The organism is Rivularia sp. PCC 7116 (assembly GCF_000316665.1).
GTDB lineage: Bacteria > Cyanobacteriota > Cyanobacteriia > Cyanobacteriales > Nostocaceae > Rivularia.
On the sequence record NC_019678.1, the window covers coordinates 3,424,245 to 3,448,736 of the forward strand.

Genomic DNA, 24,492 nt, shown 5'->3' on the forward strand with positions numbered 1-24,492 from the left:
ATACTCCCTATTACTATTATAAATTAATTATCAAGCCCCTGAATCTAAGATTGTTAGATAACGCTCGAATCGTTAATCCAAAATCGAATTTGCTTCTATGATTGAATTCAAATTAATATTGAATATTTCTGATTCCAATTTATAAAGTGTCACAGCCTAAATTTGATTATTTGGTATATTGTACTGTTGACAATATCTGATGCGATGCGATAAAACTTTTTGATTAAGGCATATTAGATATATATTTGGTTAAATAAAAAAAAGTTACTAAAATAATCGCTGTTTTGAGCGTGAGACAAAATAAATCGCTATTTGAAGTTTAAATTCCAATGAATGAAACTGTCACACTAAAAACTTGGAAATTTTGGAGATTAATCAAGTTTATTAGTGATATCATTGCTGTGCATAATGCATCGCTAGAAAAATACAATGCAGTATAAAGAAATCAGGTATGGACTTATCCAAGATTGCACTGCTATTATTCAAAGCTGTTTTACAAGAGGCAAAAAACTCCCATAGAGCTTCGGAGTCTGGTTATTCTATATATAATCTTCTCTTTTGGATTATTGCAGAAAAAATTGCGGAATCGCAATTAGAAGCGATTTTGCACGATCTGATAGATTTAGCTAATCGCGATCTTGAGAAGGAAAATCAATCAAGCAATACAATACAGCAGTACTACGCAGAAAAAATATCTGTTGAAAAAAAAGATATACATAGCACGCTGCAAAATTTGATTACTATATATAATTATCAAGAGTTAATCAAAAATCAAAATACAGCTAAGCTTGATAAATTTAAATCTATTTACCACAATTTACCAGCCCGCGATTGCAATGGATTTGTTGGCAGGAGTACAGAAATCAAAGAATTGCTGGAGTTGCTTTCTTTTGAAAGTCTTACTCCCCGGATAAGCATCGAAGGTTTGGGGGGTGTGGGAAAGACGACTTTAGTCTTAGATATTGCTTATCGTTATTTGCAAGCGGGTAAAAATAGCCATTCTCCTTTTGAAGCCATAGTGTTCACCTCCGCGAAACCGCAACACTTTACAAATAAAGATATTTTTCCGCAACTTTTGCGCCAGAGAACTCTTCAAGATATTTTGCGGGCTATTGCACGTACTATAAAATGTCCCGATACTGTAACCACTAACTTTAAAGAGACTTACGAGCAAGTTTATAGTCGTTTGGCAAATATGCCAACTTTATTAATAGTAGATAATTTAGATGCTTTGGAACACGAGCAAGAAGTTATCAATTTTTTGTCTGAATTACCTGCGACGGTAAAAGTTATTATTACCAGTCGAGAAACAACCCCCTTTACTCGAATTTGCTTACATCCTTTAACTCAAACTGAAGGATTGACTTTAATTCAAAATCAAGCCACAGAAAAAAATGTAGAATTAACCTTGAAGGAATCCCGACAACTTTATCAAGCTACTGGGGGAATTCCCGCCGCAATCGTATATGCTGTAGGACAATTAGCATTTGGCTATCGATTTGCTGATGTTTGTCCTCAGATGATGAATCATCAAGGCGATTTTTCACGTTTTTATTTTGACAATTCGATCCAAACTCTCAAAGGAGATTCATCTCATCTAATTTTGATGGCTTTAGCGCTGTTTCCCAAAGCTACGATGTTTGAATCAATTTGCAGTGTTGTAGGGATAAAAGATAATCACCAAGCTTTAGATGCTTTAGCTAAATTGCAACAGCTTTCTTTAGTTACTTGCCATCGGGGATATTATAATATATTACCTTTAACTCGGGAATATGCTCTCTCAGAATTAGTTGCAAACCCCGAATTTGCATCGCTGGTACGCAAACGGTGGGTGAATTGGTATCTCGATTTTGCTCAAAAATACGGTGGAAAATATGAGAAAGAATGGAATGAATATCACGAGTTAGAAGCAGAATGGGAAAATATTTGTGAAGTGATGGAATGGTGTATTGCTAAAGATGAATACGCTAATGCGTACATTCTGTGGCAACATATAAATTGCTATACTTATTCTCAAGGATATCGCCGAAATCGTCTTCATTATTGGGATACTCCTCTACACTGGTTGGAATGGTTAATTGAAGCGGCTCAAAAAAGGCAAGATTTATCTAATGCTGCTAGAATGATGAGCGATTATGCTTGGAAATTAATTTTAATCGGACAGCCGCAACATTTGAATCAAGCAGATAGTTTGCTAGCTGAATCTTGGAAACTCCGCCTTCATTTAACTGCTAGCGAGCAAGCGAATTTAGCAATTCATATTTTGGTTTGGTACATTCAACTCAAACAATTTGGATTTGCAACATTTTGGATTAACCAAGTTGAAACTATCCTAGATGATTCCTATATTGAAGATTCTGTGTCAATTCGTATTTCTCTGCAACTTCTTTACTATAAAGGAGAAATTTATTACAAAAATGGTGACTATCAAAGAAGTCAATTACTATTTCAAGAAATTGTCGAACAATCTCGAAATATTGGCTGGCAACGAATGATATTTCTCGCTAAAGACTTTTTAGCAGATATATCAATTAAACAAGGAAAATTACAACAAGCACAGCAGTTCTTAATGGAAGGGATGCAAACAGCCCAAGAAAATAGAGATAGCTGTAGTAGAGCTTATATGATGCGTTCTTTAGCGAGATTAGAACTTCATCAAGGTAACTTGTATTTAGCGTTGTCTTGGGCAAATCAAGCAAAAGCCAGTTTTAATAGTTTGGGTATGCTTTCCGAAGCCGAAGAAACTCAATCTTTACTAGCATTTGGCAATAGTTAAATTTACGATTTAAGTCATATTTCCCAAGATTAAAACCTATCTGTTGCATCAATCAAAGCACTTTGAATACCCGGTTCAGTCATAGAATGTCCGGCATCGGGAACCACAATAAACTCAGCTTCCGACCAAACTTTGTGTAATTCCCAAGCCGACACCATCGGACAAACTACATCGTATCTTCCCTGAACAATGACAGCCGGAATATGACGTATTTTATCAACATTTAAAAGCAATTGGTCTTCTCTTTCAAAAAATCCCTTATTTACAAAATAATGACATTCAATTCTGGCGAAAGCATCAGCAAAAGCGCTTTCACCAAAAGTATTCATTAAAGATTTATCTAAAAACAATTTACTAGTACTTGCTTCCCAAATTGACCAATCTTTTGCTGCTTCCTGCCTGACTTGTTTATCTTCACTAGTCAATCTTTTATAATAAGCATTTAACAAATCACCTCTTTCTTCTGGGGGAATTGGCTTTAAATATTCCTCCCAAGCATCGGGGAAAATATTGCTCGCACCTTCTTGATAAAACCAATGCAATTCCTTTTGACGCAGCATAAAAATACCGCGTAAAATCAAACCCGTGCAGCGCTCCGGATGAGTTTGACTGTAAGCCAGGGAAAGCGTACTTCCCCAACTTCCACCAAACACAACCCACTTATCTATTCCTAAATGCTCGCGTAATCTTTCAATATCGCCGACTAAATCCCAAGTTGTGTTTTCCCGTAATTCTGCATGAGGAGTACTTTTACCGCAACCACGTTGATCGAACATGATTAAACGCCATTTTTCCGGATTAAAATACTGACGATAATAACTCGGACATCCACCACCAGGACCGCCATGCAATACTACAATAGGTTTACCCTGGGGATTCCCCGACTCTTCAAAATAAATTGTATGTAAATCCGAAACCTGTAATTTACCTTCTTGATAAGCTTCCCTTGGTGGATATAATTCGCGCATAATCAGTGAGCAGTTATCAGTTATCAGTTATCAGTGAGCAGTGAGCAGTGAGCAGTGAGCAGTGAGCAGTTATCAGTAAAGAAATTAATTAGGGGTTTTGATTCCTTATTTGATTTAGGTTCACGCAATAACTGTTAGGGTATTATTGCAGAAAACCATAAACTAACAACTGACAGCGTTCATCTCCCAAAATATACCTTAATTACTGCTAACTGCTCACTGTTAACTGTTCACCGTTAACTGTTCACTGATTCAATATGGCTAAACAACGAGTTTTTTCTGGAGTACAACCAACAGGTAATTTACATTTGGGTAACTATTTAGGAGCAATTCGCAACTGGATAGAAATTCAAAACCAGTATAAAGACGAATATGAAAATTATTTTTGTATCGTAGATTTACATGCAATTACCGTACCGCAAGACCCCAAAAAGTTGGCGGCAAATACTTATCATTTAGCTGCAATTTATTTGGCGTGCGGTTTGGATTTAAATTATTCTAATATCTTCGTACAGTCTCACGTTCCCGCCCACAGCGAATTAACCTGGTTGTTTAACTGTATCACTCCCCTCAACTGGTTGGAAGATATGATTCAGTACAAGGAAAAAGCAATCAAGCAGGGTGAAAACGTAAACGTGGGTTTGCTGGATTATCCCGTACTGATGGCTGCTGATATTTTGCTGTATCAAGCTGACAAAGTTCCTGTAGGTGAAGACCAAAAACAACACTTAGAATTAACAAGAGATATTGTCAATAGATTTAATCATCAATTCGGTAAACCAGAAAAACCTGTATTAAAATTACCAGAGCCGATAATTCGTAAAGAAGGGGCGAGGGTAATGAGTTTGACAGACGGTACCAGTAAAATGTCTAAGTCCGACCCCTCAGAATTAAGTCGGATTAACTTGACAGATACCCCAGCTGAAATTACCAAGAAAATCAAACGCTGTAAAACTGACCCAGTTCGCGGTTTAGAGTTTGATAATCCCGAGCGCCCCGAATGCAATAATTTATTAACTTTGTATATGCTGCTTTCCGGTAAAACCAAAGAAGAAGTAGCAGCAGAATGTCAAGATATGGGCTGGGGTCAATTTAAGCCCTTGTTAGCAGAAACTGCTGTTAATGCCCTGCAACCCATTCAAGAGAAGTATCAAGCTGTAATGGACGATAAAGCTTATCTAGAGCAGGTTTTACGCGACGGTAGAGAAAAAGCCGAGGCGATCGCCAATCAAACTTTGCAAAAAGTAAAATCGGCATTAGGCTTCTCTATGCCTCTATAAGCTTTCCTGTAGCAGTCATATGTGATAGAGCTGTACCAAGTATCGAAATATAACAATAATTATGCTTGGTACGCTAAATCCGACTCAATTAACAACATTCCGTGCGTCAGCACAAGCTGGGGAATTCCTAATTACTGCTGAAGTCGCACCACCAAAAGGCGGTAATCCACAACACATGGTAGAAATGGCGGCGACTCTTAAGGGGAGAGTTCATGCCGTCAATATTACCGATGGTAGCCGCGCAGTTCTACGGATGTCTTCTTTTGCAGCATCTGTAATATTACAGCAACAGGGAATCGAGCCGATATGTCAAATGGCTTGTCGAGACAGAAACCGCATTGGTTTACAAAGTGACTTGATGGGCGCTCATGCTTTAGGCATCCGCAATATTTTAGCTTTGACCGGCGATCCAGTAAAAGCGGGAGACCACCCCGACGCAAAAAGCGTGTTCGATTTAGAATCAGTACGTTTACTGCAATTAATTGAAAAACTAAACAATGGCTTTGATAGTAACGATAAAGCCTTAACTGACGGAGCCACCGACTTATTTGTAGGAGCCGCAGTAGATCCACAATGTCGTAGTTGGAGCGGTTTACAAAAAAGATTCGAGCGTAAATTAGCAGCAGGAGCGCAATTTTTCCAAAGTCAAATGATTACAGACTTTGAACTTTTGGAGAAATTTATGACTCAAATTGCCGCAGGTTGTAACAAACCAATTCTAGCGGGAATTTTTCTCTTTAAGTCGGCAAAAAATGCTCGGTTTATTAATAAATGCGTTCCTGGGGTGACAATTCCCGAGCATATAATTGATAGATTAGAACAAGCTAAAAATCCTTTAGAAGAAGGAATGAAAATCGCAGCCGAACAGGTACAAATTGCCCAAGAATTGTGTCAAGGTGTGCATATGATGGCGGTGAAACGCGAAGATTTGATAGTGCCAATATTGGATATGGCTGGAGTGAAAGCGGTTAGGAAATTTTAGGTTTTAGTTAAACCTCACCCCGCCCGACCGGCACCCCTCTACTTGTTAAGGGAGAGGGGAGAGAGAAGTAGTTCTCGTTACAAGGCTCTGCTTTGTAATGCATAGCTTGAGGCTCTGCCTTTAGCATCAATTGAAGGCAGAGCCTTCATAAATGGGTTCCCAGCCAGAGACTGGGAACCAGTCAAAAATACAGAGACTGGGAACCAGTCAAAAATAATAAAAAATTATTTTAAAATGACAGACGAAGATAACGAATCGGAAATACTGCATACCGATTTTACTCAAGCATTTGAAGAATTATATTCTCATCAATTAACTATTCCCCGTCTTGATATTAATATTCGCAATAATTTTGTAGATAGTAAGTTGGGTTAGATGCAGGAAAAACTTAATAAGTAAATAACAATTGCGACTGCGTCGTAACCCAACATCAAGTTTTGAATGCAGCGAGTTATTTTGTTGGCTCTTTGACACTTACTTTGATTTTAATTATTTTGTTGAGTTTTCCGCTCTGATGTTGGGTTTCGTCCCTTAACCCAACCTACTAACTAATATTCAGATTGCTCAAGAAACAGAAGCGAATATCATAATATTTAATTCAAGCAGTGCAAATAGTTGTGCTTCCTACATTGGTTATGACGTAATAGGGAATATTGTTAGTGTTGTAACTGATTTTTTCTTAATGTCTGATTTTCCAATATTTGAAGAAGATTAGAGATAGAAAAAGTAATCACTGAAAACAACCCTAATCCTCTTTCCCCGAAGCTCCCACATTCGCAATTTCATAACCATCCGGATAACTACGAATGGGAGAATCAATATAAAAATCAGAAGTCAACCTGGGAGGAAACAAACGCAATACCCTAGCCCGAATTTTTAAACTATTTGCAACTGCATTTCGCAAGAAATTAGAAGGATGTTCAAATCCAAAAGCATCAAGCATACTATCGTCAAGTAAAGCCAATGTTGCAGGTTTTAAAGCAGAATGCATCCACGAAGGGAACCAACTTAAAAATAAGTTTTGTGTAGCTTCACCCACTCGACGGTTACTTTCTGCAAAACGGAAATATTTTTCTTCGTAATCGAGATTATAGCGTTCAAATTCTTCATAGGTTTCAGGAATGTCTTGAATATGCATCCTAATACCTACTTCCCGCCAAAAATAAAAAGATGATAGCTTTTCATTATCGCACATTGCACGCCAACCGAAACGAGCATTCCAACGAATTGGATCGTATATAAAAGTTGAAAGCACGTAGAGAAAATCTTCGTTAGCAATTTTAAACCGAGAATGAATCGCATTCATTCGTTCGATTGCTTGTTTACCGCGAGTATCATCGTAACCCCACTTACTAATCTCAACAACAATAATTGAGGTATCGTCATAGCGTTTTTGTGGACGTTTGTTAAATTCTTGGGTTTTATCCAGCAATTTAGAAACACTCGGAACGCAGAAAGTTCGCATCAAAGCAACTTCCAACGAACGAACCATATCCCAAGGGAACTCATACCCCGTCATTAAATGGTAAATCTGACAATGATCGCTTACAGCATCAAGTTGTTTAATTTCATGGAGATTATTGTAGCGTTTGGGATGCACTGTGAATTATTTCCTAAATCAGAAATGATAAAAATTATAAAATTAATCAATGTTTAGCTTGGTCTGTTAAAAACGAAGCTACAAAATATCAAGTTAAGTCTCTATTCTATTTAACAATATGATGTTTGGGAAATACTTAACCAACACAAGAAAACTAGCGACATCATGGTTAGATGTGACCCGCATAATAAAAAAATACAACATCTCCGCTGTCAGCTTTGCTTAAATGTTGCTCAAAACCATCAATAACCGCTTGACGTGTTGCAGATTCATTTGTTAACTTTTGCGTAACTAATTCCCATGTCTTTTTATTTCCATTATCATCAGAAATCTTGTGTTGAGTCGCAACCTCTAAATATTTTTCTATTGCCTTAATATCATTAACACAACCCTTTAGCAAACTCACTCCCGATTCAGGAGCATATTCATCAATACCAACAAGTAAAGCGTAAATTTTGTTAGCCATTCCTCTTCTCCTATCTGAGCATGTAATTTTCTGTTCTGAGTAATAGTATTAATTGCTCACTTTCCTTTGAGAGTCTTTCTTAGCCAAATATCTTGTACAATTTACTCAAAAACCTCGGCATTACAATTAAGAGTCTTACAGCAGAAATCGTATAACGATTACTGTCTTAACTTTTAAGCATTGTCCCTATATATATAGGTACAGAAAAAATTAACTTATGCAGTTAGAGGATGTTTGAAAAGTATAGTTTTTAGCCCAACTTTCGGATTATCCCCCCTTCCCCCCTTAAAAAGGGGGGTAACGGCTCCCCCTTTTTTAAGGGGGATTTAGGGGGATCTTAAGATTTACGAGTTTTATTTATGACTTCCCAAACATCCTCTTAGGTTGGTTAGTGATGGGGTAAAGGGGGGATAAAATAATTTTTATTTACCTTTTGGGGAATACGTCTGTGTTAGCACTGCATCTCCCGAAGGTTCAAATCCAATAATTTGTTCTCCTGCCAAAAAAATAACGGGCAAAAAGCCCGTATAATAATTCTTTCTATTCAAAGTCAGGTACGGTCACAATTATCACAATGTTTTGTTGGTGCGTGACACAGTAAAGGTTATTACTACGTTTAAAACTAGTCAAAGTGTCACAGCACCCTACAGTCAAACCTCTAACCTTTAACCTGTTTTACATCCACTTAGGTACAGCTATCTCACAAGCTATAGGCTTTTCATTGACATCTTTCAATCGTGAAGTAGTAAATCTATCCATCCAATTTCGTAGATAATCTCGATTTGCTTTTTGCTCGGAAGGTTCGGTACTATCTGGAGAATGAGGCATTAATCCCACAATTGCTGCGGTGGTAACGCAGTACATAGATTTTTGGAAACTTTTACAAATTTGCACTAGTAAATCATCTTCTCCTCGACGAGTTTGACGATAAACTTCGTGCAAATATTCAGGTAGATAGTGACGCATATCATGCATTAATAATGTGGGAGGAATTCCCGCACCTCCGATTGGTAATGGATCTGCATATAATGCACCGTATTGAAATTTTCCTTGATCTGGGGGAATTTGATAAGCTTGAGCGTTGTAAGAAACTGTACCGTGGAAAGGCGTTCCTCGGAAGAATATTGCTTCTACATAAGGAACAGCAGTATCCATTAAAAATGTTAAACCTACTTCTTCGGGGATTAAGTCGTAAACTTGATCTCGAATTTTGACGCTGTAGGTAATCGGGTTACTCGCATTTGCCACCAAACCGCCTTTAATATGGTCTACAACTTGACCAATTGATGTTATTTTACCTTTATTGTATAAGTCCGATAAACTCATAAAAGCATCGGACATGACGCGCCAAAATTGCCCCAAACCGCTGTAATAAGAGCAAACTCTTAACTGTTCGATTAAAAATTCTGGAAACAGTTGATTAATACCCAATACTAAAGGATTATTTTTAAATTTCGCGTTAATAACAGCTTTTGCTTTTTCTCTAAATTTGTCTGAATCTACGTATTCATCTAATCCACCGCCACCATGCCACAGCATTGATTTCATACAATACTCGGCATATTCGTAATTAATTCTGTCGTGCTGCCAGTGACGCAGTAATTTTTGTAAATTGATTTCGCCGTTAAAATATTTGAAAAACGGGAAAAATACTAAAAATTGATTATTGGCAAAGTATATAAGATTGTTTGAATAAGCATCTAAAACTACACCGTAACTATGAAGAACTCCAACTACTTCAGTTAAATTTTCTGGAGTATCTGGAAGTAATGCATCTCCACTTAATAACCGTTCAATATATTCTGCTAAAGGATGCTTACTAAATTGATTTTTCTTAGTAGTTACCATAAAAATTTATCCTGTAATATTTTAATTTGGTAATTGGTAATGGGTAATTGGTAATGGGTAATTGGTAATTGGTAATTGATAATTGGTAATGGGTAATGGGTAATTGGTAATTGATAATAAATAACTAACCACTAACCACTAACCACTAACCACTAACAACTAATCATTAAAAGACACATTCACAATCGGATTTTGTACGCTCATCATGGCGTTTGTTGTTGGTTCCGTTAAACGTGTTAACCAGTTTGGTTGGATGCCAAAAATTACTATTAATACAGCTAAAACTATTGCTGGCATTCTATCCGCCCAATAAACGCGGGGTAGATTAGTTACTTGTTCGGATAATCGTCCGAAAAAGCATTTACTCATCAAAATCAAAAAGTAAGCAGCAGTTAAACCGGTTCCAATCATCGAAACTAAAGTTTGTATCGGAAAAACTTCATAACTGGCACGGAATACCACAAATTCCGAAATAAAACCTACCATTCCCGGTATCCCAGCACTTGCCATTACCCCCAAAACCATCAAGCTGCCAATTAAAGGCAAACCTCTTTCCGGGTTTAGCAATCCTTGAACAACATCTAAATTGCGACTGCCTGCTTTTTTATACACAATTCCTACCAGCAAAAACAGCAGCGCCGAAATTAAACCGTGGCTAATCATTTGCATGACGGTACCTAATATACTTAATGGTGTGGCAGCCGCTGCACCTAGAAGTATATATCCCATATGCGCTACAGAACTGTAAGCCACCATTTTCTTCATGTCTTTTTGCGCGATCGCACAGGATGCACCGTAAAGCACGCTGATTACTGCCCAAGTTGCCAGCCAAGGCGCTAAATATGTCCAAGCTTCTGGCAGCAAATACATTCCGAAGCGGAGTATACCGTAGGTTCCTAGCTTCAAAAGTACTCCCGCTAGTAATACGGAAATTGGTGTAGAAGCTTCTACGTGAGCATCTGGCAACCATGTATGCAAGGGTACTAAGGGCATTTTGATGCCAAAACCAATCAAAATTCCAACTAGCAGTAAAATTTGTGTCGCTAATGGTATGGAGCTTGTTTGCAATCCTTCCAAAGCAAAACTAGTCGCACCACTTAACCAAACCAAACCCAAGAAACTCGCTAAAACCAAAATTCCGGAAACAGCAGTGTAAATCAAAAATTTTGTTGCTGCATAACCCCGACGTTCCCCACCCCATATAGCAATCAGCAAATAGAGGGGAATTAATTCTAATTCGTAAAACAAGAAAAATAACAGCAAATCCTGGGATAAAAACGCTCCGGTTACTCCCACGTTGAGCAGCAATAACAAAGAATAATACAGCCGCGATCGCGATATGGCTTTATCGCTGCTATAAACGGCTATTCCTGTCAACAATGCATTTAATATCAGTAAAGGCAAAGATAAACCATCAATACCAATCTGATAATTCAAACCTAATGCATCTATCCAAGGAATGAATTCGCTAAACTGTTGATTAACTTCCCCGATATTAAACTGACTGGCTAAAACTAAAGTCCATAAAAAAGAAATTACAGTAACACTCAAAGCTACTGTTCGAGAAACTTTTGATGTCATGCCGGGAAAAAACCCAATTAAAGCCGCACCTAAAAGCGGTAGCACAATTAAAATACTCAGCATGGGGGAATTGGTAATTGGTAATTGGTGAGAGACGGGAGAGAGGGGGGAGAGGGGGAAGAGTGGGAAGAATTAATTATTTAAACTCCTAACTCCCAACTCTTAAACTGTTAACTGATAATCCACACCCTTTGAATGAATAACTGATAACTGTTCACTGTTCACTGATTAAAACGGTAAATTATTCAGCAAACCTAAGGACCAACTAATAAATAAGCCGATTAAACTGACTCCGAAGATAATGGTCAGTAAATAACCTTGAGAACGCCCGGAAATACTGTATTTCAAACCTTGTCCGCTGAAGATTGCTGCAAAACCAACTAGATTCACAAATCCATCTACCAAATAGCGATCGCTCCAAGCAGAAATTTTAGATAACCATGCGACAGCACCCACTAAGGTTACTCGATAAATCCGGTCTATATAAAAGTCATATCCTAATAAATCTTGTATAAATCTCCAAGTTAATACTCTCGATCTTGACCAAGCTTTATGCAGATAAATTGTAGAACCGATAATTACCCCAAGTAAACTCGAAGATACTAATGCTGCTAATACATACCAATTAATACTGTCCCAAGTGGGTAACAAGTACCATTTCTGAAGCATCATAGGTACTAACAAAGTCATTATAGTCAGCGATACCATTGGTAATGCCATTGGCCAATGCACTTCGGGAGTTCGACGAGTTTTTTGTTGTGTTTCTCCCCAAAATGCTAATCTAAATACCCTTGTCAAATTCAAGGCTGTTAAACCGTTGACTATTACCAAAATTCCAATTACCCAGGGGCTAGTTAAAACAAAACCGTCAGCCCATGAGAGCATTGCCCAAAAACTTCCTAAAGGTAGCAGCGTTACCATACCCGCCGAACCCACAATAAAAGCTGTAGTGGTTGCAGGCATCCGCGACCATAATCCCCCCATCTCGGTTATATCCTGAGTGTGAGTAGTATAAATCACCGAGCCAGCACTCATAAATAATAAAGCTTTGGCTATACCGTGAGTCAATAATAAAAGCAGCGCTACACCACCTTGTTCCATACCTGCTGCCACAAACACTAAACCCATGTATGCACTAGTGGAATGGGATAATGTTCGCTTAATATCTATTTGAGCGATGGAAACTAAACTTGCTCCTACCGCAGTAACAGTACCGATAACTAGCAAAGCATCTAAAGCTACTGGCGATAAAGCTATAATCGGCTCTAACTTGTAAAGTACGTAAGCACCACCAGCAACTACTAAAGAATTTCGCAGTACAGAAGCTGGATTTGGTCCTTCCATTGCTTCGTCTAACCACAAATTCAGGGGAAACTGAGCGCATTTACCTATAGGTCCAGCAATCAATGCTAACCCCAATAAAGTCGAAGTTAGGGGGCTTAAATCTGCCGTCTGCGCCCATTCATATAAGTCGGAAAAATCCCAACTACCTGCCATCGTGCCAATAGTTACTACTCCCATTAGCAGCAACAAATCCCCTACTCGTTTGGTAAGAAATGCATCGCGTGCAGCAGTAACTACTAAGGGTTGAGCATACCAAAATCCGACCAATAGATAAGTTGAAAGAGTTAAAACTTCCAATACCATGTAGCTGAGCAATAAAGAATCGCTAATAGCTAAAGCAGTCAAAGCTGCTTCAAAGAAACCCATTAAAGCGAAAAATCTTGCTGTAGCCCAGTCTTTTTCCAAGTAGCCCAAGGCATAAATTTGTGCTAGCAAACTTAATCCGGCAATTAAAATCGTCGCACCAATACCTACTGACGATATATCTAATTCAAAAGCTAAATTTAAATCGCGGCACGAAAACCAATTAATAATATAAGTTTGTGGTGTACTACCTTCAACTTCTTTAAATACCAATAAACCATGAATTAAAGCTGCCGCAGTTGTCAGTATATTTAAATAAGCTGCCGGTCTTGGCCCAGTACGCTTAATTAAGCCTACCGTCCAAGGCAAAGTTAATAGCGCACCTACTAATCCATATAAAGGCAAAGCCCAACTAGTTGAAAACAAGAACTGATTCATATAAAATTGTCGCTACAAAAGCCTTTAAGATTTTTTCCTAAATTTGTCACTAAATCATGCAATATAAACCTGTATTCATGCAGTTCCATTTTTGATTCAAAGCTTGTTTATAGGTACTTTTTTTGAAAACAATCTCATCTAAAAAAACTCTTCTCCGAATAAGTGTTTTTGCTTCGTTCTGCGATTTTTACTAATTTCAGAATCCAAAATTATGTGTCTGATAAGAAAAATTTATATTTATTTTATATCTGTTTTGCACCAATGACAATCTTGGAAGAAAGACCGAATTAGAACTCTTTGAGATGACGGAGATTCCTCACTACTATATAATTTATGCTTGTACGAAGGCAGTTTGGGCAAATGTAATAAAGAAATTATAAAGCAGAAGTGACCACTCTAGAAACTGTAAAGTTCTAGACGACTGTAACTGACCCTCAAAGATATGTTAAGTTTTTTAAAATGCTTTTATTACAAACTATTATACTAATTTATATTGCAAGGGGTGCAAAGCTTTCATATGCTTAATTGAGAAGGCTTTTTTTTTAGCTCAAGATTGAGGGCTATATGCGTTCAAAAAACCTTCCCTCTAAGAGTACGAATCGAGTAAGTTGTTGGAGTCAGTAAATGCCTATAGCAGTTGGAATGATTGAAACCAAAGGTTTCCCAGCAGTCGTGGAAGCTGCGGATGCGATGGTGAAAGCCGCTCGCGTTACCTTGGTTGGTTATGAAAAAATCGGTAGTGCCCGCGTGACAGTAATTGTTCGGGGAGATGTTTCTGAAGTACAAGCTTCAGTTGCAGCAGGAATCGAAGCCGCTAGAAGAGTTAACGGTGGTGAAGTAGTTTCCACTCACATTATTGCTCGTCCCCATGAGAACCTGGAATATGTACTACCAATTAGGTACACCGAAGCAGTGGAGCAATTCCGAACTTAACGGCTTTTAATTAGTAAAAATTTTTGTGATATGCCCTGCATACTGGCTTTAATTGAGCTTGCTGCGCGAGCAAATTAATAACAAAAATAAGAAAAACGCCCCAAGTAACATCTGTTATTTTCTGTAAAAACTGATGGGTTGATTATATTCATTTAAAGTGTGGTAGTCAGTAACTCAAATAAGCACTTGGGAATTATTAGTTAAGCCTCCCAGGGCAAATCTAATCATTGCCTTTGTGTAGAGAAAAATAGACCGCCAAGTTTTTACTGTACAAATATTTGTACGGTTTTTTGAAGGCGGTTCCCTTCTTAAAACAAGAGCAGTTTTATTTTTAGGACAATTTTCGAGGATTAAAAGAAATGTCGATTGCAGTCGGAATGGTTGAAACTCTGGGTTTTCCAGCGGTTGTAGAAGCAGCAGACGCGATGGTGAAAGCCGCTCGTGTTACCTTGGTTGGATACGAAAAGATTGGTACCGGAAGAGTTACCGTTATTGTTCGAGGAGACGTATCTGAAGTCCAAGCTTCAGTTGGAGCAGGAATCGATTCAGTAAAGCGAGTAAACGGCGGACAAGTATTATCTACCCATATCATTGCTCGTCCTCACGAAAACCTCGAATACGTTCTACCGATTAGATATACCGAAGATGTAGAACAATTCCGGGAAAATGTGAACGCAATTCGTCCTTATGGTGGTAGACCGTAATTTTAATATCATACGAAAGGAATGCAAATTGCCAGAGTTCGCGGTACCGTATCTAGCACGCAAAAAGACCCAAGTTTTAGAGGAGTTAAACTGCTGCTGTTACAACTAATAGACGAAGAAGGACGTGTCCAGCCAGAATATGAAGTAGCAGCAGATGCCGTCGGTGCGGGAGTTGATGAGTGGGTACTTGTCAGTCGCGGTAGTGCTGCTCGTCAAGTTTATGGCAACGAACAGCGTCCAATTGATGCAGCAGTAGTAGCGATAATCGATACGGTTTACGTTGAAAATCGCCAAATCTACAGTAAGAAAGACCAATATCGATAGTTAGTTGTTAGTGAGACAGCGCTGTCTTGGGGGTTTCCCCCATGAGCGACTGCGTTAGCGAAGCGTCTCCCGGAGGGAGATACCCGAAGGGTGGATAGTTGTTAGTTGTTAGTAGGACAACTCATAACTCATAACTCCTAACTCCTAACTCCTAACTCCTAACTCCTAACTCATGACTAACAACACATTTGAGGAGAAATAAAGCTATGAGAGTCCGCACTATGACAGCGGCTCCCCCAACCCCTTGGTCGAATGATTTATCTGAACCGCGAATTCACGAGACTGCTTTCGTACACTCGTTTTCCCATATAATAGGCGATGTTGAAATCAGTTCTAATGTAATTGTTGCTCCAGGAAGTTCGGTGCGAGCGGATGAAGGAGCGCCGTTTTTTATAGGTGAAAACACTAATATTCAAGATGGCGTTGTTATACATGGCTTAGAACAAGGTCGGGTATTAGGGGATAATAAAAAAGAATATTCAGTATGGATAGGTAAAGACAGTTGCATTACCCACATGGCTCTGATTCACGGACCTTGTTATATCGGTAGTAACTGCTTTATCGGCTTTCGTTCGACGGTATTTAATGCCAGAGTAGGCGATGGATGTATCGTAATGATGCACGCCTTAATTCAGGATGTAGAAATTCCCCCCGGTAAATATGTACCTTCCGGGGCTGTGATTATTAGTCAACAGCAAGCCGACCGCTTGCCAGATGTAAATCCACAGGATAAAGAATTTGCTCATCATGTAGTAGGAGTAAATCAGGCACTTAGAGCGGGTTACCTTTGTGCTGAAGATACTAAATGTATTACAAAAGTACGTGAAAAAATAGACACATATAATACAAAAGCCAATAACGATTCGCAAACACAAACGCAAAGGAGTATTGAAGTGTATAACAGTGGTTTGGATAATCAAACAGTAGACCAAGTACGCTATCTGTTGGAGCAAGGATTTAAAATTGGCACCGAGCATGTAGATAAAAGACGTTTTCGCACGGGTACCTGGCATAGCTGCCAACCTATAGATGCTAGAAGTATTGGTGATGCAGTATCGGCTTTAGAAGGTTGCATGACCGAACACCAAGGCGAATATATCCGCTTGTTCGGTATCGATACCAAGCACAAAAAACGAGTTTTAGAAACAATTATTCAACGTCCCGACGGTTCCACAAAACCAAATACAACATCTACCTACACTACGCCTCCAAAACCCAGCAATGGTGGATATAGTAGCAGTTATAGCGATAGCAGTTACAACAATAGTAGCTATAGAAGCACTAACAATGGTAACTATAGCAACGGCAGTTCTCAACTCAGCACCGAAACTATAGATCACGTTCGTAACTTGCTCTCGGGCGGTTACAAGATTGGCATGGAACACGTTGACAAGCGACGTTTTCGCACCGGTTCTTGGCAAAGCTGTAGTCCAATTCAGACCAACAACGCCAGCGAAGCTATTTCAGCTTTGGAAGAATGCATGAGAAGTCATCAAGGCGAATACGTGCGTTTAATTGGAATCGACCCCAAAGCAAGAAGAAGAGTATTAGAAACCATTATTCAACGTCCCGATGGTTCTAGTAACGGCTCATCCAACGGCAACGGTGGTTCGTACCGTCCCGCCACTGATGTTCCTTCAGACTCAGCTTCTACATTTACCCCTGAAGTCAGAAGATATGGCGCGGGTGCTGGTTCTACGGCAACTCTTACAGATACTCGCTTGAGTGCTGAAGCCATAGACGAAGTTCGCAATCTGTTGCGTGGTGGTTATCAAATCAGTGCCGAACACGTAGACAAGCGTCGTTTCCGAACAGGTACTTGGTATAGCTGCGGACAGATAAATTCCAACTCCGAAAGAGAAGTAGTAGGAATCTTAGAATCATACATAACAGAATATCCAGGAGAATACGTCCGCTTAATTGGCATTGATCCCAAAGCCAAGCGTCGTGTAGTCGAAACCATTATTCAACGTCCGTAATTTGGGAATTGGGGAATGGGTAATGGGTAATAGATAATGGGTAATAGATAATGGGTAAGAAATTAAAGATATTAACTTAATTCATAATTCCTGATTCTTTCTCTCCTTGTCTCTCCATCCTCTCATCCCCTTCTCCCCCAATCCCCTTTTCTTCCCTCCACTCAAGAGATTAAAAACAAAATGTCCGTGCCGCCACTGCGTCTGTATAACAATTTTGAGACTTTTTTCAGTGGTGAGGTGATTATTCATGCTAGTGCTGTGATTGCACCAGGCGTAATAATGCAGGCAGCCCCCGATAGCAAAATAATTATCGGTTCTGGAGTTTGTATTGGTATGGGGTCGATTCTCCAGGTAGATACAGGAACTTTAGAGATAGAATCGGGCGCTAACTTGGGAGCCGGTTTCCTAATGGTTGGTGCCGGTAAAATTGGTGCAAATGCCTGTATAGGTTCGGCTACAACTGTTTTTTGTGCTTCTGTAGAACCAGGAGAAGTAGTAGCACCTGGTTCGATTGTGGGAGATAGCAGTAGGTCTTTTACAGAATCTTCCACCAAAGAAATGAATGGTAGAGTTCACCAGCCTCAGTTACCTTTAGCAGAAGAAGCCGAAGAAACACAAGAAGTTGAGGAAGCCGAAGAAACACAAGAAGTTGAGGAAGTCCACAAAGAAATCTCTTCTGATACTTCTGGAGATTCTGATGCTCCTAATAATTCGATTTATAGCACTCCTCCCATTACCCCTTCACCTCGCCCTTACGTTAGTCCATCCCCAATTTCTTATTTTTCTCTGACTCAAGAGTCAACAGAGGAAATCGTTTCGTCAGAGAATTCATCAGAGGAACATGTCAATATAGAAAATACAGAAGAGTCATCAGCAGAAGAACCAGCCAATACAAATTCTAACGGCATGGGAAATCATATTTATGGAAGAAGTAGTATTAAAAGCCTGCTAGTAACTTTATTTCCCCACCGACAAAACTTGAACGAACCTCCTGAAGATGAATCTGAAGAAGGATGAAATAAATCCGCCTATGCATTAGACTTATATACTTTAATTGTTCCTAATAAGGGTTTTGACCCTTCAAGTTTTAGTATCAAAAAAAGACAACTTTTTTCTTTGAATACAAGCCCACCGGCTTCAAGATATTTTCCATGCTCCATGCTTCACTTTTATAAAAGCTAGGATTAAAGGTAAATCGTAAACTCATATACTTAATTTTATCCTTCACCTGTCGCAGTTAGTTGGAGTTTTGGGGAAAACTTAAATGCACTCGTATAATTATTCATCAGACCGAGATAATAGCAAAGGGGCTGCTTTAGGATTAGTGTCTACTCTTAGTTTTCCTGCCATCGTGGGAACTGCGGACATGATGCTTAAATCTGCTGGAGTTCACTTAATTGGGTATGAAAAAATTGGCGGGGGACATTGTACGGCAATTATTCGGGGTGGAATAGCCGATGTGCGTTTGGCTGTAGAATCCGGCGAACAAACCGCACAACAATTCGGGCAGTTTGTTTCGAGTTTGGTAATACCTCGCCCCTATCCTAATTTGAATATTGTCTTACCTATTATTAGCAAAATAGGTAATATTGCCGAAGGAGCTAGTTATAGTAAATTGAGCAATCAAGCAGTTGGTTTGGTTGAAACAATCGGTTTCCCGGCAATGGTGGGAGCCTCGGATGCCATGCTTAAATCAGCAGATGTTCAGCTGGCAGCTTACGAAAAAATCGGCTCTGGTTTGTGTACTGCGATAATTCGCGGTTCTGTCGCAAATGTTGCAGTTGCTGTAGAAGCTGGGATGTACGAAGCCGAGCGAATTGGGGATTTAAATGCTGTTATGGTAATACCTCGTCCGTTGGATGAATTAGAGCAAACGCTACCTGTAGCAAGTTGTTGGATAGAAGAACGTCAACCAGTAAATTTACCAATCAACATCAAAGAGCAAGTTGGAGAAGCTGAATTATTGGAATTGCCAGAATTAAACAAGTTACCCGAAAAAGTAGTTGAAGAAATTTCAATCGTACCGGAAGTTGAAAGATTGGAAATTGGTGAGTTGGAATAATTATAGGTTATTGGGCATTGGATTACTTGTTGTGCTTTCATGCTAAATGTACAGCCTAAATACCGTTATTTCAAATAATAACTTTTAATGTATCATAAATGAAATACTTATTCTTAGATAAATACTATAGAGAATAGTCTATGGATATCCCTATAACTTTTCCATGAGCTAAAACTGTTTCTAGCTTGATTCTTCGATAATATATATAGATATATCTATGGAAAAGCATTTTTACATAGACATTTGTTTATTGAGTATTATTTGAGGATAATCAACATTGAATCAAGCGACACTGCACCAGTTAAGAGTGTTTGAAGCAGCAGCACGGCACGGTAGTTTTACACGCGCTGCAGAAGAATTGTTTCTTACGCAACCCACCATTTCCATGCAGATAAAACAACTGACAAAATCGGTGGGAATCCCGTTATTTGAACAAGTTGGTAAGCGATTATATCTTACAGAAGCAGGACGAGAATTATTTGCTACTTGCCAAGAGATTTTTAATACTTTGGCTCAGTTTGATATGAAAGTGGCAGATTTAAAAGGTTTAAAACAAGGGCAATTACGCTTATCAGTCATAACAACAGCAAAGTATTTTATTCCGCGTTTATTAGGTTCATTTTGTCAGCTTTATCCAGGAATTGAAATTTCTTTACAAGTGACAAATCACGAAGGAATTCTGGAAAGAATGACAAGCAATCAAGATGATTTATATATTATGAGTCAAATTCCTGAACATCTTGATATAAATTGCGAAGCATTTTTAGAAAATCCTTTAGTCGTTTTAGCTCCTATTAATCATCCTTTAGCTGGTGAAAAGAATATTCCTATATCAAAGCTGGCAAATGAACCTTTTATTATGCGCGAACCTGGTTCTGGAACAAGAAGAGCGGTGCAAAAATTATTTGACGAAAATGATGTAGAGGTCAAAGTAAAACTAGAATTGGGTAGTAATGAAGCGATAAAGCAGGCTATTGCTGGTGGTTTAGGAATATCGGTTTTATCTCGTCATACGTTAATGCCTCATGCAGAGGATTTAACTGTTTTAGATGTAGAATATTTCCCTATCAAACGCAATTGGTATATGGTTTATCCTAATGGAAAGCAATTATCTATTGTTGGACGTACCTATTTTGAATATTTACTCGAAGCAGCCAAGCAATTTGCGACAGGAAACACTTTGTACGAGAAAAAATAGGGAATGGAGGAAATTCCTTGGCTGATGTTGTGTGGAGATGCAGCGCACTGCTGCGTCTCCGGGTTTTGCAGGATAATAAAAAATCCTTAAAAGAATATCTCTTAAACAAACAAAGAATTGTCTACAGCAACTAAACTATCAGCAAACTTGAGAAATTCGATATCGAAGTAGAATTTTCAAATAAAACTCGCTTAACTAAAAACTTCTGAAACGAATAAAGAAACATCTATCGTAAGCAAACCATCGTTAAATCTAAGAAAATCCATATCATTTGAATTATCAGTAATAATACTTCTAACTTGAACAGTAAAATCATCCATAAAATCAGCAATAGTCAAATCAGATAGATTGCTGCTATTATCTATCGCATCTTCACCGCGATCGCTAAAAATTTCGTTGCTTACTATACCCTCGATTTGACTTACAGGTTGTTCTTGAGTACCCACAATAGTAAAAGTTACAATACCACTATCGGTACCACCCTTACCATCGGAGATAGTATATTCAAAACTATCGGTTGTGGTTTCACCGTCGTTTAGCGAATCAAATTGTCCGTTGGGATCGTAATCAAAAGTTCCATCGGAATTCATGGTTAATAAAGCACCCGAATCAAGAATAATTTGATTACCCACATCTGTATTACTATTAACTTCAATAACTGTCAAAATATCGCTATCGGGGTCGCTATCAACACCTCTACCGTTATTAACAAAAACCTTACCTCCTCGAAAAGCTTCGTTTTCTAAAGTTGTAAATTCGTCGTCATTAGCAATAGGAGGATTATTTGGTGAAGGGTTATTTAATAATACTGAAACATTACCAGAACTTAAGTTAATTGCAGCAATATCAGAATTTCCATCACCGTTAAAATCTCCTACTATTAACGAGTCTGGATTATTGCCAACAGCAAAATTCTGTGCCGCGTCAAAATTGCCATTACCATCTCCTAATAGCACTGACACATCGCTAGATAAATAATTAGCCGTAATCAGGTCAAGTTTTTCATCACCATTAAAGTCTGCTACAGTTACCGAACGTGGCGAATTTCCGACAGCAAAACTTTGTGGAGCAGCGAAATTATTATCATCTCCTAATAGCACTAAGACGTTATCGGAAGACTCGTTTACTACAGCAATATCGGAATTTCCATCACCATTAAAGTCTGCAACACTCAACGTTTGTGCCAAATTTCCAATCGCATTTTGTATGAGGTCAAAATTAACTGCCATAATTACTTCTCCATTAATTTAAAAATAATAAGCGGTTAATTCTACTAATAAAGCAGTACACCGCTAAAATATACATATAAATTAACCGAGTTTTTACCGGCGAAGATTATCACTAAATACGATTGAAGAATCTGAGTTCAAACCTTTTGGAACACCTGAAGGTTAACTTTGAACTAACTTCGGATAAATGTACAATTTATTTTTTGGATCTTCCTAAACAAACAAAGAATCGTCTACAGCAACTAAACCATCATCAAACTTGAGAAATTCGATATCAATTAAAGTGTCGGTACCAATTTCGGAACCGCAGACGGTAAAGTTATCGGTAGAACCCAAAATCGTGAAATCGGATTGATTGCCGCTATACTCAACCACATCCGCAGTTACCTGGTATTCATCACCATTTTGAGCGGTGAAAGTAGTTTGCCGATATGCTGAAGGCATGACGCTTTGATTAATTTCCCCTTTGCCATCGAATAGATTGTCGTCTTGATTGCCAATAAATCTATCGTTGCCAATGGTTCCAGTAACGTTTTCAATTGTGGTTAAAGTGTCTTCCCAAGTGAGAGCGTTGTTATCAGAAGAATGTCGAGCGCTGTTTTGAGATAGATTTACATCCAACCCAGCAATATCTCCAAATACACCATCAAAAGTTAAATCGGAATAATCGGCGGTATCAATACCATCTTGCCCGCGTAAAGTATCGTTACCCAAACCACCGTTAAGAATATCGTCACCGCTAGCACCGCGAACTAAATCGTTACCGCCTTTACCGAACAATACATCGTTATCGTTGCCGCCACCAATTAATTCATCTTTACTACCGCCATAGATAGTATCGTTGCCGTTATCTCCCCGAAGTTCGCTGTTTTCACCATCAAAATCATCAAAACGGTCAATTCTGTCTGCTGCTAAAACATCATCACCCGCATTACCGCGAATTATGTCGCCACCTCTTCCGCCTTCGATAGTATCGTTACCGTTTTTACCGGAAATTTTATCGTTGCCGGAAGTACCTTGAATATCGTCGTCGTTTTCTGTGCCTTCGATTAAATTTACTGGATTAGTCTTATCTAAATCTAGCTTCCAGAGTTCCCTTCCATTGCTACCGTCGTCGGCAGTGAAAAACAGCTTGCCATCAAAGACAATCAAATTTTCTGGATTGGAATTACCTTCACCAGGATTAATATCAGCTACAAGTTGAGTACCGTTTGCAGTAACGTCACTTACCCACAATTCTCTACCGTTAGTACCGTCATTAGCTGTGAAAAACAGCTTATCGTTAAAGACAGTTAAATTTGCTGGAGAAGAACTATTAAAACCAGGATTAATATCTTTGAAGAGTTGGGTACCGCTTTCGGTGCCATCAGTTACCCATAATTCAAAACTCTCACCGCCAGTGAAGGCAGTAAAAAACAGCTTATCGTTAAAGACTGTAAAATTTCCTGGGGTAAGTACATCAAATCCTGGGGTTATATCTTTGAGCAATTGAGTACCTTCGGAAGTACCATCGCTTACCCATACTTCTGGGCCGGTGGAACCGTTATCGGCGACGAAAAACAGCTTATTATTAAAGACTGTTATATCTCCGGGAAAAGCTGTACGGGGACTTGTATTAATATCTTTTATTCGTTGAGTACCACTCTCTGTGCCATCAGTTACCCATAATTCTGAATTATTCACACCAAAATACAGTTTTCCGTTAAGCTCGGTAAAACCTGTTGGAGAAGAATTATCGCTACCAGGGGTAATATCTTTCACCAGTTGAGTGCCATCTTCGGTGCCGTCACTTACCCATAGTTCATTGCCATTAATACCATCCGAGGCACCAAAAAACAGCTTTCCATCAAATACAGTTATATCTGTGGGTTCGGAATCTTCCTGACCTGGATTAATATCTTTTAGCAATTGGGTACCATCTTCAGTGCCGTCACTTACCCATAATTCATTGCCATTATCGTTGTTTTGTGCTGTAAAAAACAATTTTTCGTCAAGGATAACGAAATTGTTGGGGAAGGAATTATTTTCCCCAGGGTTAATATCTTTGATTAATTGAGTACCATCTTCAGTGCCGTCACTCACCCACAGTTCAACCCCATTATTACTATCTGAAGCTCGGAAAAATAGCTTTTCATTAAATATTGTCAAATCTTGTGGATTGGAACCATCCCCACCAGGACTAATATCGTTGAGTAACTGGGTACCAGCTTCGGTGCCATCGCTTACCCATAGCTCCTCTCCACTGCTACCATCTGAAGAACTAAAAAACAGCTTTTCGTTAAAAACTGTCAATTCTTGTGGGGAGGAATTCCCGTTACCAGGATTAATGTCTTTGACTAATTCGGGTGTGAAATTAAAGCTATGAAATTTTCTGTCCACGTTGTTATTGTTAGACATAACTGCTCCTTTCTAAAAATTATTTTGAAGAAGTACTTTTTATCTAGTTTTATCGCTGACTGAAGATAATAAATTAACTG

General features: G+C 38.7%; 18 protein-coding genes and 1 pseudogene. 11 read left to right on the forward strand and 8 right to left on the reverse strand.

Annotated features, from left to right (window positions below):
- Positions 1–451: 451 nt before the first annotated feature.
- Positions 452–2,776, forward strand: coding sequence for an ATP-binding protein (locus RIV7116_RS13450; RefSeq protein ID WP_015118846.1), 2,325 nt, complete (start codon positions 452–454; stop codon positions 2,774–2,776).
- Positions 2,777–2,805: 29 nt separating this feature from the next.
- On the opposite strand, the gene pip is transcribed toward RIV7116_RS13450, so the two are convergent.
- The gene (pip, locus tag RIV7116_RS13455) at positions 2,806–3,744 is read right to left on the reverse strand and encodes a prolyl aminopeptidase (RefSeq protein WP_015118847.1); all 939 of its coding nucleotides are present in this window, start codon (positions 3,742–3,744) and stop codon (positions 2,806–2,808) included.
- A 257-nt stretch (positions 3,745–4,001) separates the two neighbouring features.
- Between pip and trpS the strand changes: the two genes are divergently transcribed.
- From trpS to RIV7116_RS35775, 3 genes are all read left to right on the forward strand, one after another.
- Entirely contained in the window at positions 4,002–5,024 is a 1,023-nt protein-coding gene (trpS, locus tag RIV7116_RS13460; protein ID WP_015118848.1) for a tryptophan--tRNA ligase, read from the forward strand.
- Positions 5,025–5,085: 61 nt separating this feature from the next.
- Positions 5,086–6,006: a methylenetetrahydrofolate reductase gene (locus RIV7116_RS13465; protein WP_015118849.1), complete on the forward strand. Its 921-nt coding sequence runs from the start codon at positions 5,086–5,088 to the stop codon at positions 6,004–6,006.
- Positions 6,007–6,240: 234 nt separating this feature from the next.
- The gene (locus tag RIV7116_RS35775; protein WP_015118850.1) at positions 6,241–6,381 is read left to right on the forward strand and encodes a hypothetical protein; all 141 of its coding nucleotides are present in this window, start codon (positions 6,241–6,243) and stop codon (positions 6,379–6,381) included.
- Between the two features lie 370 nt (positions 6,382–6,751).
- Here the strand turns inward: RIV7116_RS35775 and RIV7116_RS13470 are convergent, their stop codons facing one another.
- From RIV7116_RS13470 to RIV7116_RS13490, 5 genes and pseudogenes are all read right to left on the reverse strand, one after another.
- Positions 6,752–7,606: an oxygenase MpaB family protein gene (locus tag RIV7116_RS13470; RefSeq protein WP_015118851.1), complete on the reverse strand. Its 855-nt coding sequence runs from the start codon at positions 7,604–7,606 to the stop codon at positions 6,752–6,754.
- A gap of 175 nt (positions 7,607–7,781) precedes the next feature.
- Positions 7,782–8,072, reverse strand: a pseudogene (locus tag RIV7116_RS13475) (caspase family protein); the annotation flags it as partial.
- Positions 8,073–8,747: 675 nt separating this feature from the next.
- Entirely contained in the window at positions 8,748–9,920 is a 1,173-nt protein-coding gene (locus RIV7116_RS13480; RefSeq protein WP_015118853.1) for a CO2 hydration protein, read from the reverse strand.
- Between the two features lie 159 nt (positions 9,921–10,079).
- On the reverse strand, positions 10,080–11,564 hold the full coding sequence (locus RIV7116_RS13485) for an NADH-quinone oxidoreductase subunit M (RefSeq protein ID WP_015118854.1): 1,485 nt from the start codon (positions 11,562–11,564) through the stop codon (positions 10,080–10,082).
- A 165-nt stretch (positions 11,565–11,729) separates the two neighbouring features.
- Positions 11,730–13,586: an NAD(P)H-quinone oxidoreductase subunit F gene (locus RIV7116_RS13490; protein WP_015118855.1), complete on the reverse strand. Its 1,857-nt coding sequence runs from the start codon at positions 13,584–13,586 to the stop codon at positions 11,730–11,732.
- Positions 13,587–14,210: 624 nt separating this feature from the next.
- On the opposite strand from RIV7116_RS13490, the gene RIV7116_RS13495 reads away from it, so the two are divergent.
- The 7 genes from RIV7116_RS13495 to RIV7116_RS13525 all read left to right on the forward strand — a co-directional run bounded on the left by RIV7116_RS13495 (position 14,211) and on the right by RIV7116_RS13525 (position 20,786).
- On the forward strand, positions 14,211–14,519 hold the full coding sequence (locus RIV7116_RS13495; RefSeq protein ID WP_010995042.1) for a carbon dioxide-concentrating mechanism protein CcmK: 309 nt from the start codon (positions 14,211–14,213) through the stop codon (positions 14,517–14,519).
- 359 nt (positions 14,520–14,878) lie between these two features.
- Positions 14,879–15,223, forward strand: a complete 345-nt coding sequence (locus RIV7116_RS13500) for a carbon dioxide-concentrating mechanism protein CcmK (RefSeq protein WP_015118856.1) — start codon at positions 14,879–14,881, stop codon at positions 15,221–15,223.
- Between the two features lie 21 nt (positions 15,224–15,244).
- A complete protein-coding gene (locus RIV7116_RS13505) occupies positions 15,245–15,547 on the forward strand; it encodes a EutN/CcmL family microcompartment protein (RefSeq protein WP_015118857.1) in 303 nt (100 codons plus the stop codon).
- Positions 15,548–15,753: 206 nt separating this feature from the next.
- Entirely contained in the window at positions 15,754–17,526 is a 1,773-nt protein-coding gene (locus RIV7116_RS13510) for a ribulose bisphosphate carboxylase small subunit (protein ID WP_015118858.1), read from the forward strand.
- Between the two features lie 180 nt (positions 17,527–17,706).
- Positions 17,707–18,543, forward strand: coding sequence for a serine acetyltransferase (locus RIV7116_RS13515; protein WP_015118859.1), 837 nt, complete (start codon positions 17,707–17,709; stop codon positions 18,541–18,543).
- Between the two features lie 247 nt (positions 18,544–18,790).
- Complete coding sequence (locus RIV7116_RS13520) at positions 18,791–19,588, forward strand: BMC domain-containing protein (RefSeq protein ID WP_015118860.1); 798 nt, start codon at positions 18,791–18,793, stop codon at positions 19,586–19,588.
- A 277-nt stretch (positions 19,589–19,865) separates the two neighbouring features.
- On the forward strand, positions 19,866–20,786 hold the full coding sequence (locus RIV7116_RS13525) for a LysR family transcriptional regulator (RefSeq protein WP_015118861.1): 921 nt from the start codon (positions 19,866–19,868) through the stop codon (positions 20,784–20,786).
- Between the two features lie 191 nt (positions 20,787–20,977).
- Here the strand turns inward: RIV7116_RS13525 and RIV7116_RS33835 are convergent, their stop codons facing one another.
- Positions 20,978–22,015, reverse strand: a complete 1,038-nt coding sequence (locus RIV7116_RS33835) for an FG-GAP-like repeat-containing protein (protein ID WP_015118862.1) — start codon at positions 22,013–22,015, stop codon at positions 20,978–20,980.
- A 213-nt stretch (positions 22,016–22,228) separates the two neighbouring features.
- Positions 22,229–24,412, reverse strand: coding sequence for an ELWxxDGT repeat protein (locus RIV7116_RS33840; RefSeq protein WP_015118863.1), 2,184 nt, complete (start codon positions 24,410–24,412; stop codon positions 22,229–22,231).
- Positions 24,413–24,492: the final 80 nt, after the last annotated feature.

Bases quoted from the DNA above. Each gene is read 5' to 3' on its own strand.
- RIV7116_RS13450 (WP_015118846.1), top strand. From the start codon at position 452: ATGGACTTATCCAAGATTGCACTGCTATTATTCAAAGCTGTTTTACAA.
- pip (WP_015118847.1), bottom strand. From the start codon at position 3,744: ATGCGCGAATTATATCCACCAAGGGAAGCTTATCAAGAAGGTAAATTA.
- trpS (WP_015118848.1), top strand. From the start codon at position 4,002: ATGGCTAAACAACGAGTTTTTTCTGGAGTACAACCAACAGGTAATTTA.
- RIV7116_RS13465 (WP_015118849.1), top strand. From the start codon at position 5,086: ATGCTTGGTACGCTAAATCCGACTCAATTAACAACATTCCGTGCGTCA.
- RIV7116_RS35775 (WP_015118850.1), top strand. From the start codon at position 6,241: ATGACAGACGAAGATAACGAATCGGAAATACTGCATACCGATTTTACT.
- RIV7116_RS13480 (WP_015118853.1), bottom strand. From the start codon at position 9,920: ATGGTAACTACTAAGAAAAATCAATTTAGTAAGCATCCTTTAGCAGAA.
- RIV7116_RS13485 (WP_015118854.1), bottom strand. From the start codon at position 11,564: ATGCTGAGTATTTTAATTGTGCTACCGCTTTTAGGTGCGGCTTTAATT.
- RIV7116_RS13490 (WP_015118855.1), bottom strand. From the start codon at position 13,586: ATGAATCAGTTCTTGTTTTCAACTAGTTGGGCTTTGCCTTTATATGGA.
- RIV7116_RS13495 (WP_010995042.1), top strand. From the start codon at position 14,211: ATGCCTATAGCAGTTGGAATGATTGAAACCAAAGGTTTCCCAGCAGTC.
- RIV7116_RS13500 (WP_015118856.1), top strand. From the start codon at position 14,879: ATGTCGATTGCAGTCGGAATGGTTGAAACTCTGGGTTTTCCAGCGGTT.
- RIV7116_RS13505 (WP_015118857.1), top strand. From the start codon at position 15,245: ATGCAAATTGCCAGAGTTCGCGGTACCGTATCTAGCACGCAAAAAGAC.
- RIV7116_RS13510 (WP_015118858.1), top strand. From the start codon at position 15,754: ATGAGAGTCCGCACTATGACAGCGGCTCCCCCAACCCCTTGGTCGAAT.
- RIV7116_RS13515 (WP_015118859.1), top strand. From the start codon at position 17,707: ATGTCCGTGCCGCCACTGCGTCTGTATAACAATTTTGAGACTTTTTTC.
- RIV7116_RS13520 (WP_015118860.1), top strand. From the start codon at position 18,791: ATGCACTCGTATAATTATTCATCAGACCGAGATAATAGCAAAGGGGCT.
- RIV7116_RS33835 (WP_015118862.1), bottom strand. From the start codon at position 22,015: ATGGCAGTTAATTTTGACCTCATACAAAATGCGATTGGAAATTTGGCA.
- RIV7116_RS33840 (WP_015118863.1), bottom strand. From the start codon at position 24,412: ATGTCTAACAATAACAACGTGGACAGAAAATTTCATAGCTTTAATTTC.